General features: G+C 29.8%; 7 protein-coding genes. All 7 read right to left on the bottom strand.

Annotation, left to right across the window (positions count from 1 at the left end; translation table 11 throughout):
- Positions 1–44: 44 nt before the first annotated feature.
- Complete coding sequence (locus U9R42_00925) at positions 45–1,847, bottom strand: carbamoyltransferase (GenBank protein ID MEA3494578.1); 1,803 nt, start codon at positions 1,845–1,847, stop codon at positions 45–47.
- Positions 1,848–2,394: 547 nt separating this feature from the next.
- Positions 2,395–3,021 carry a CoA pyrophosphatase gene (locus U9R42_00920; GenBank protein ID MEA3494577.1) on the bottom strand — a complete coding sequence of 209 codons (627 nt, stop codon included), beginning with the start codon at positions 3,019–3,021 and terminating at the stop codon, positions 2,395–2,397.
- 13 nt (positions 3,022–3,034) lie between these two features.
- The gene (locus U9R42_00915; GenBank protein MEA3494576.1) at positions 3,035–3,787 is read right to left on the bottom strand and encodes a DUF481 domain-containing protein; all 753 of its coding nucleotides are present in this window, start codon (positions 3,785–3,787) and stop codon (positions 3,035–3,037) included.
- 18 nt (positions 3,788–3,805) lie between these two features.
- A complete protein-coding gene (locus U9R42_00910) occupies positions 3,806–6,508 on the bottom strand; it encodes an AsmA-like C-terminal region-containing protein (GenBank protein ID MEA3494575.1) in 2,703 nt (900 codons plus the stop codon).
- 317 nt (positions 6,509–6,825) lie between these two features.
- Positions 6,826–7,125: a helix-turn-helix transcriptional regulator gene (locus U9R42_00905; protein ID MEA3494574.1), complete on the bottom strand. Its 300-nt coding sequence runs from the start codon at positions 7,123–7,125 to the stop codon at positions 6,826–6,828.
- 5 nt (positions 7,126–7,130) lie between these two features.
- Positions 7,131–7,466, bottom strand: coding sequence for a type II toxin-antitoxin system RelE/ParE family toxin (locus tag U9R42_00900; GenBank protein MEA3494573.1), 336 nt, complete (start codon positions 7,464–7,466; stop codon positions 7,131–7,133).
- Positions 7,467–7,548: 82 nt separating this feature from the next.
- A partial coding sequence (locus U9R42_00895) for an ATP-binding protein (GenBank protein MEA3494572.1) occupies positions 7,549–8,589 on the bottom strand: 1,041 nt, incomplete at its 5' end.

Below are 8,589 nucleotides of genomic sequence, written 5' to 3'. Positions count from 1 at the left end.
TGAGTCTAAAATATTGAAGGTTTTTAAGGAGTAAATTTTACTCTTTATTTTTTTATCAAATAATTCTCAATTACAACAACATCCATTTCAGTATTTTTAAAGCATTGAATTGCCTCTTTGGGAGTGCAAACTATGGGTTCGCCTCTTACATTAAAACTTGTATTTACTAAAATAGCATCTCCTGTTAAGTTTTTAAACGCATTTAAAAGTTCCCAAAAATCATTATTTATTTTTTTGTTTACAGTTTGAATTCGTGCAGAATAATCAACATGGGTTACGGCAGGAATTTGAGAAAGTGGGATTTTTAGTTTTTCCTTAATTGACAATTGTTCAAATCCCTTAGGCTTTTCTTTCCTTTTATTTTTGGCAACATCAACGGTAAAAAGCATGTAAGGAGAGTCAGTATTTATTTCAAAATAATCCGATACATGCTCACTCATTACAACCGGAGCAAAAGGTCTGAAACTCTCTCTGTTTTTTATTTTTAAGTTTAATTTTCTCTGCATTTCAATATTTCTTGCATCAGCAAGAATACTTCTATTTCCGAGTGCTCTTGGACCAAATTCCATTTTGCCTCTGAACCAACCAATGATATTTCCTTCTGATAATAATTTTGCGGTTCCTTTACTTAGCTTTTCAAAACTATCAAAATATTCATAGTCAACTTTACTTTCTTTTAATGCTTTTTCAATAGAAGCGTTATCATAGGAATTGCCAAGCAAAGCTCCTTGCATTTTATCTTCATCAGTAATTTTTCTATCCTTGTTAAAAAATATGTGATATGTTGCAAAAGCACTTCCTAATGCTCCACCTGCATCACCTGCTGCCGGTTGAACAAAAATATTCTCGAATAATCCTGAACTTAATATTTTACCGTTTGATACACAGTTTAAAGCAACACCACCGGCAAGACATAAGTTTTTTGAATTACTTAGTTTTTTTGCTTCTTTTGCCATTTTAAAAACAATTTCTTCGGTTACAGACTGAATGGCAAAAGCAAGATTTGCATGATGATTTTCAATCTGGGATTCAGGATGGCGAACAGCAAAACCGAAAAGTTTTCCCCACTTATTTTCATTAATCATTTTGAGTCCTGTAGAATATCCAAAGTATTTCTGCTCAAGAAAAACCGAACCGTCATCCTTAATTTCAACTAAATTATCTTTTATCTTTTTTATAAAATCTTTTGCCTGCTCAGAATTTTTATCGGCATAAGGTGCAAGTCCCATAAGCTTGTATTCACCTGAGTTTACTCTAAATCCTAAAAAATATGTAAAAGCGGAATACAACAAACCAACAGAATGAGGGAAATGTAATTCTTTATAAACTTTTATTTTATTTTCATAGCCATAACCAATAGATGCTGTTGCCCATTCGCCAACTCCATCAACTGTAACAATTGCGGCTTCTTTAAAAGGTGATGGATAAAAAGCACTTGAGGAATGTGATAAATGATGCTCAGGAAAAAGTAATTTTATATTTTTTTTATCAAATTTTTCTATCTTTTTTAGTTCGTCAAAAATTAGTTTTTTAATAAATAATTTTTCTTTTATCCAGATAGGCATACTTTTTAAAAAAGAAAGTAATCCTTTGGGAGCGTAGGAATAATAAGTTTCAAGTAAACGTTCAAATTTCAGGAATGCTTTATCATAAAATGCAATTGCATCAATTTCATTAATTGAAATATTTGCTTCTTTAAGGCAAAATTTTATAGCGTTAACAGGGAAAGAACTATCATGTTTTTTTCTTGTAAATCGCTCTTCCTGAACAGCAGCAATAATTTTTTCATTTTCAATTATGCAAGCTGCCGAATCATGGTAAAATGCTGATATTCCTAAAATTTTCATAATGCTTTATTCATGCAAAAATAGAAATATTTTTTTTTGCCACGAATGCACGAATGAAGATTAATGATTTTTTGTTTTTTGCCACGAATGCACGAATGAAGATTAATGATTTTTTGTTTTTTGGCACGAATGCTCGAATGAATATTAGTGAATTAGTGGCTTTTATATTTTTTGCTACGAATACTCGAATGAAGATTAGTGAATTAGTGGCTTTTATATTTTTTGCCACGAATGCACGAAAAAAATTATTAGTGAATTAGTGGCTTTTATATTTTTTGCTACGAATGCTCGAATGAAGATTAATGATTTTTTGTTTTTTGCCACGAATGCACGAATGAAGATTAATGATTTTTTGTTTTTTGCTACGAATGCTCGAATGAAGATTAGTGAATTAGTGGCTTTTATATTTTTTGCCACGAATACACGAATGAAGATTAATGATTTTTTGTTTTTTGCTACGAATGCTCGAATGAATATTAGTGAATTAGTGGCTTTTATATTTATTGTAGCGAATGCACGAATGAAATTATTAGTGAATTGGTGGCTTTTATTTTTTAATTACATCCATAAATTCACTGATAATCATTGCTGTTGCACCCCATACTACTTTATTGCAAATATCATAATATTTTGTTTCATAAAAACCTCCTATTTCCCATTCCATTATTTTGTTTTTAATATTTTTTCGATTTTGCAAATCAGCTATTGGAACTTTAAGAATTTCTTTTACTTCATTTTTCTGAGGAGTAAAAATTGGAGTTTTTTCACAATATCCTACAAAAGGATGAATGATAAAATTGCTTGGAGGCACATACAAATCTGTTAATTCACCTAAGATTTTTATTTTTGACGTGTCAATTCCAATTTCTTCCTCTGCTTCACGCAAAGCTGTTGTTAGATAATTCGTGTCATTTTTTTCTTTTTGCCCACCGGGAAAACTAACCTGATTTGAGTGAACTCCCTCATAAGCATTCCTCTGAATTAACACTGTAAATAAATTATTATCATTGGGATATAGAAGAAGTAATATTGAACTATGCTTTGGTACTTTTATTTTCAACATCTCTATTTCATGTTGTATCCTTATTGAAGATGCCATTTTATTTTGTGAAGCTTTTCCCGGAAGCTTTTTCTTTAACTGTTCTTCTATTTTATCTACGTAATATTGTTGCATCTTTTTTGAAAAATCAAAATGAATAACTAAGTCCGTTACTTATGGTATAAAATAAATTATCTACGCCTGTTGGTGGTTCGGAATCATAATTAAGAGTATAAATCATTTTCATAGCAAGTTTGTCTGATATTTTAAAAGTAAAATTTGTTTCACTTGCAACTCTGTAATTTGAAAAATCAATTATATGCGGTTGATAATAAGTTGTGTGATTAAAAGTAATTTTATCAGTAACTTTTAGTGAAAATGTCAAATATGCACTTAATCGTACTTTGTTTGAAGTTTGATTATTTGTTGTTAACATTTCATATTCATACATATAAAGCAGACCGCTAAATAACCTTATGTTTGTTGAATCCAAAATCCTGAATCTTGGTCCTGCCCCAATTAAATATCTATGCTTTAATTTCTTTACTTTGTTGTATTGATATTGAGTGAAAGCCTCGCCAACAATAAAGCTTTTTTCAAAATTGTAGTTATATCTAAAATGAAAAAAACCATCATTCAAATAACTTTTATTATCAGCCTTTATCCTGCTGAATTCATTGAATAGTAAGAATTTGTTTTTTTTATAAAAATATTGCAAATGGTTTGTGTTTTTTATCAAAAGTATTTCACTGTTATTTTTAGTGAAATTAACGCTTAAATCTACCTTTCCTTGCAGTCCTTTTTTCTCATTACCAATTCTTTTTTTTTCAACATTTACAAGTTGTGCAAAAGAACTAAATGAAATTAGAATTAATAAAAATAAAATTATGTAAGATTTCATATAACTTCAAAATCAAAACTATTTGTCAAACAAGCCTTTAAGCTTTTTCTTTGCTTCTTCTTCCAATTTTTTCTTAGCTTCTTCCTCTAATCGTTTTTTCTTCTTTTCAAGCTCTTTTTTTGTTTTTTCTACAAGTTCTTTCTTTTTCTTTTCAGCTTCCTTTCTTGCTTTATCCTCCAGTTCCTTTTTCTTTTTATCAACTTCTTCTTTAAGTTGCTTTTCCATTTCTTCTTTTCTCTTTTCCAGCTCTTTCTTTGCTTTTTGTTTTATATCTTCCTTTTTGTCGGCAAGCATCCTTTTTATTGAAGTTTTAATTTTAGGATTATCAATTGTTCCTGTCATTTTTGCATAAATAGTAACCTTCTCCGACAAAAGAATTTGTCTCAATTCTTCATGTGGCAAACCTTTCAAAAGCTTTCCCGATTGCTCTTTAATTTTTTTTGCAGGCATCTGAATTTTTATGTCATAATCAATACTTTTATCAATTCCATTTGAACCGGTTACTTCAAAATCCGTTTTGTCAATACTAAATTTTAATGGTTTTGTAAAATAAAACTTACCGTTTTCAATTTTATAAGAAGGATGGATATTGCTTACTGACATTTCTTTGAACTCTTCCATTTGTAGTGCATCAGCAAGTATTATCAGAGGTCTGAATTCTTGTACTTTCATTTTATCAATTGATAAAATTCCTCTGCTAAAAATACTATTGTATTCGGGTTCCATATTGTTTTTCAGTGTTGAAATAAAATTTAACTTTCCTGAGAAATCACCTTCAATAAATTTTGCAATAGGAACATATTTTCTAATAACTTCAAAATTTGTAAAACTTTCTTTGATGTTAAAATTCTTTAAATCAAGGTTAAAACCAACATTGGGATTGTTTTTCAGTTTTGAACTGTAAAATCCATTTACTTCCATGCTACCACCAAAAACATTAGTGCTTAAATTTTTGATTGTTAATTCTTCATCCTTTAAAATAATATTGCAGTTTGCATTTTTCATGTCAAACTCATCATAAATAAGTCTTGAAAAAGAAGCATTCATGTAAAGTTCAACATTTTCAGGTAACTCAACAGTTTCAATGCTTTGTGAACTTGTATCATTTTCTTTCCCTACATTTTCTTTATCACTTTCGGGCATTGAGCTAAGCAAATTATTAAGATTAAAATATGATGAACTCAGGTTCAAATTCCCTTGAAGAGTTCCTTTCTCAAAAAGATAAGGAATGAAGTTTTTCAAGTCGCCTTTTGCTTCAAGATTGTTTTTGTTAATGTGCATTTTAAAAGCTTTCAACGCCACAACTTCGGGAGAGAAAGCAAGTTGCATTACAGGTATTTTCACACTTTTATTTATCTCCTCAGAAAAATAATCAATATTATTTATGTTAACATTTCCTACTGCGTAAAACTTTGAATATTGTTCATTTTCAATTGCTGAAGAATTTCCTTTAACATGAACATCTGCATTTACAATTCCTGATAATTTTAATTCTTCATCCAGTTCAACATAATTTTTTACCTGCGAAAGGTCGATTTTCCCTTTAATTTTCGCATCAATATAAGGGTCGCTGTCAACTGTTTTTACAAATATAGATGCATCAATAGGCTCTTTTCCTAATTCTGCATGAAACTTTTTTAAGTTGATAAGCATGTGGTCAATATTTGCATCAGGACTTTTTATGTTTAAGTCAACATTCACATTGTTTACTTGTGCAGGCAAATCAGGATATTTGAACATTCCGTTTTTTACACCAAGATTTATTTCAAATGCAGGCATCATCTCATCATTGTAAACACCTTTTGCCCAGCCGTTAAAATTCATTTTTCCTTTGGCAGTAAGTTGTTTAAATTCTGTTTTATAAATTGCAGGTATCATTGAAATTAAATCTTTAAAATCAGTACCCGGAGCATCAAAGCTTAAGTCAACCTCAATATTCTCATCAGGCATAGCAATAAATCCGTCAAAGTTTAAAGCAAGGTTATTTAATAAAAATTTGTTTTCTTTAAAGGTAAATTTCATCTTGCCAAGGTCAATGTTCAAATCTGCCTTAAACATTATTTTTGCTTTGCTTATAAAAGGAATCCCTTCATATTTAAAAGTCATTTTTTCGATATCGGTTTTTGTTTTCAGATTAAAAACCTCCATTGAAAAATCACCACTTCCCTCATGTGTTAACCCTTTTGTTTCAATAAACATTTCCGATAGTTCATCATTATAAGTTAAATTCGCATTCACAATTTTATAACTTTTCACAGGCAGGTTAAAAGTTGATTCTTCATCGGTGCTTTCTTCTTCTTCCTCCACTTCTTCCGAAGGTATTGTAATATCCCAATTAGCTGTAAAATTTACAGTATCATCCAAAACGTGGAGATAAATATTAGGATTTTTCAGTTGAAAAGATTTTATTCCAATATTACCTTTTATTGCTTTCCAAATATCTAATCTTAAGCTTAATGAGCCAATACTTGCTAAAGTATCACCTTCAAATGGTTTTTTATTTACAACTTTTAGATCCTTTACTTTTAAATAAAAATCAGGAAAACTTCTTATCATATTTAATTTTATATCATTGTCAAAATCAACAATAGCATTCAAATTTTTGTTTACTTCGGTTTTTACTGTTTCAATAATTTTTCCTTTGAAAATAATAGGGATAGCTATTACAGTACTCAATAAAATTAAAATTACAACTCCAATAATAACAATTGTTTTCTTCATATCTTTATAGCAGTTTTGTTTATAATTGCAAATTTACAAAAATTGCTTAACAAAAAATATTCCTAAAAGGAAACTGCCTACTTTGATAAAAAATATTGTACTTTTGAATAAGAAATTAGGTTCATCACAATAATGAGTGCTTTTGAAAAAAAGCTATGTCATCAATTTTTTTATCGTTATTGTAAACAGTAACGGTATTGCCATATAACTTTGTAGATTATTCCATTGGAATACGATTTTCCCGCTGAAGCGGGACAAGTTGTGAGAAGTTTAGGGATGAAATTCCCATTTACCTACTTGATTAGAGTGGGTAATTGTTACAAAAATGTTAATCCAATTTTTCGATTAAGTCCTGTTTCAAAAATTCTTATTAATGTCGAAAGCTGAATATTTCCCTTTGCATTTTCAATCTTTGAGATATAACTTTTTTTAGTACCTGCTTTTATAGCAAGTTGTTCTTGAGTCATTTTTGCATCCGTTCTGGCTTCTTTCAACATTTCACTAACAATAAACATTTGTGCTCGCTCTTCATATTCATTACGAGTTTCAGTTCCAATCTTTCCATGCTCCCTTTCAATTAATTCGTCAAAAGTCTGTACTCCTGTATAATCAGTCATAATTTCTATTTTTTAGATTCAAAATATTCTTTCTTTAGTTTCATTGCTCTTTCAATTTCTTTCTTGGGTGTTTTTTGTGTTTTCTTTTGAAATCCATTGAACAATACAACAAGTTTACCTTTGTCAAAACAGCAAAATACACGATAAATATTTGATTCAAATTCTACTTTAACTTCAAAAAGTCCATTATACCCTGTCATTGGGGCTAAAAACTTTAATGGAACTCTTTCAACCTGTTTAATCAACTCTAAAACATATTGGAATTTTGCTTTTACCTTTAAATCAAGTTTAGAATAGAAATCTAAGAAGTTATTACCATGAAATTTTATTGTTCTTCTCATGATGCAAAGTTATCTTAAATGATAACATTTACCAAATATTTGTCATTTATTTTTTAAAATCCAGATTATTTACTTTATATTCTTACTTTTCATTCATATCAAGTAGCCAGTTAAAAACGTTTAAATGTTGTATTCCACTTCTGTTTTGCGTAAAAGAGTCTGTCGTAAGCAAAAACTTAGGGTAATTGTCGTTGATTTTTTCTAATGCACTAAACTCTTGTTCTACTGTGCTTTCACTTGTCATTTGCCAAGCAACCTGATAATATTCAATATTGCCTGTTGTGGTTTTGCACACAAAGTCCACTTCGTTGTTTCGTGTTGTTCCTGTCCAAATTTTGTTACCCCTGCGAAGTAATTCAAGATAAACAATATTCTCTAATATATGTCCTCTGTCTGTAGTGCGTTCTTTTCCAACCAAAATGTTGAGCAAACCGATATCAACTAAATAGTATTTTTCTTGTGTTGCTAATTGTTTTTTACCTTTTAAGTCGAAGCGGTTTACTTTGTAAAATATAAAGCTTGCTGTTAAATATTCCAAATATTTTTCAACGGTCATATTATGTGTATGTTGTCCGTCTTGTTTTAATGTTTTTGCAATATTACCAGGCGAAAGCGGATTCCCAATGTTGGAAGCTACAAATTTTGTGATGTTGCCAAATGCTCGCTTATCGTTTATTTGGTGACGTTGTGTGATGTCTTTTTCTATAATAGTGGCATAAATGGCTTCTAAGTATTCGTATATCTTATCAAACCCACCCTCACGTAATTCAACACCTTTAGGCAATGATGTTTCATTTATATAGTCAAAGAATAGAGCTTCATAATTAAGGTATCTGTTTGATGTATCAATTTTGCGAGCCACTAAGTATTCTTTAAATGAAAAAGGTAAAATAGAAATTTCGATATAACGACCACTTAAAAGCGTTGCCAATTCACCTGATAGCAAAAAAGCATTTGAGCCGGTTATGTAAACATCAATATTAGGTTTTACAAACAAACCGTCCACTAAACGTTCAAACTCATTAACATTTTGCACCTCATCTAAAAAAACATAGCAAGGCTTTGATAAATCTAACTGACTGATTATGTGTGCGTACAAAGCATCTAAATCGTTAAGGAATTT

The organism is Bacteroidota bacterium, assembly GCA_034723125.1.
GTDB lineage: Bacteria > Bacteroidota > Bacteroidia > CAILMK01 > JAAYUY01 > JAYEOP01.
Note: the sequence above shows the minus strand (reverse complement) of the source record. Positions and strands in the feature narration are given on the sequence as shown.

Bases quoted from the DNA above. Each gene is read 5' to 3' on its own strand.
- U9R42_00925 (MEA3494578.1), bottom strand. From the start codon at position 1,847: ATGAAAATTTTAGGAATATCAGCATTTTACCATGATTCGGCAGCTTGC.
- U9R42_00920 (MEA3494577.1), bottom strand. From the start codon at position 3,021: ATGCAACAATATTACGTAGATAAAATAGAAGAACAGTTAAAGAAAAAG.
- U9R42_00915 (MEA3494576.1), bottom strand. From the start codon at position 3,787: ATGAAATCTTACATAATTTTATTTTTATTAATTCTAATTTCATTTAGT.
- U9R42_00910 (MEA3494575.1), bottom strand. From the start codon at position 6,508: ATGAAGAAAACAATTGTTATTATTGGAGTTGTAATTTTAATTTTATTG.
- U9R42_00905 (MEA3494574.1), bottom strand. From the start codon at position 7,125: ATGACTGATTATACAGGAGTACAGACTTTTGACGAATTAATTGAAAGG.
- U9R42_00900 (MEA3494573.1), bottom strand. From the start codon at position 7,466: ATGAGAAGAACAATAAAATTTCATGGTAATAACTTCTTAGATTTCTAT.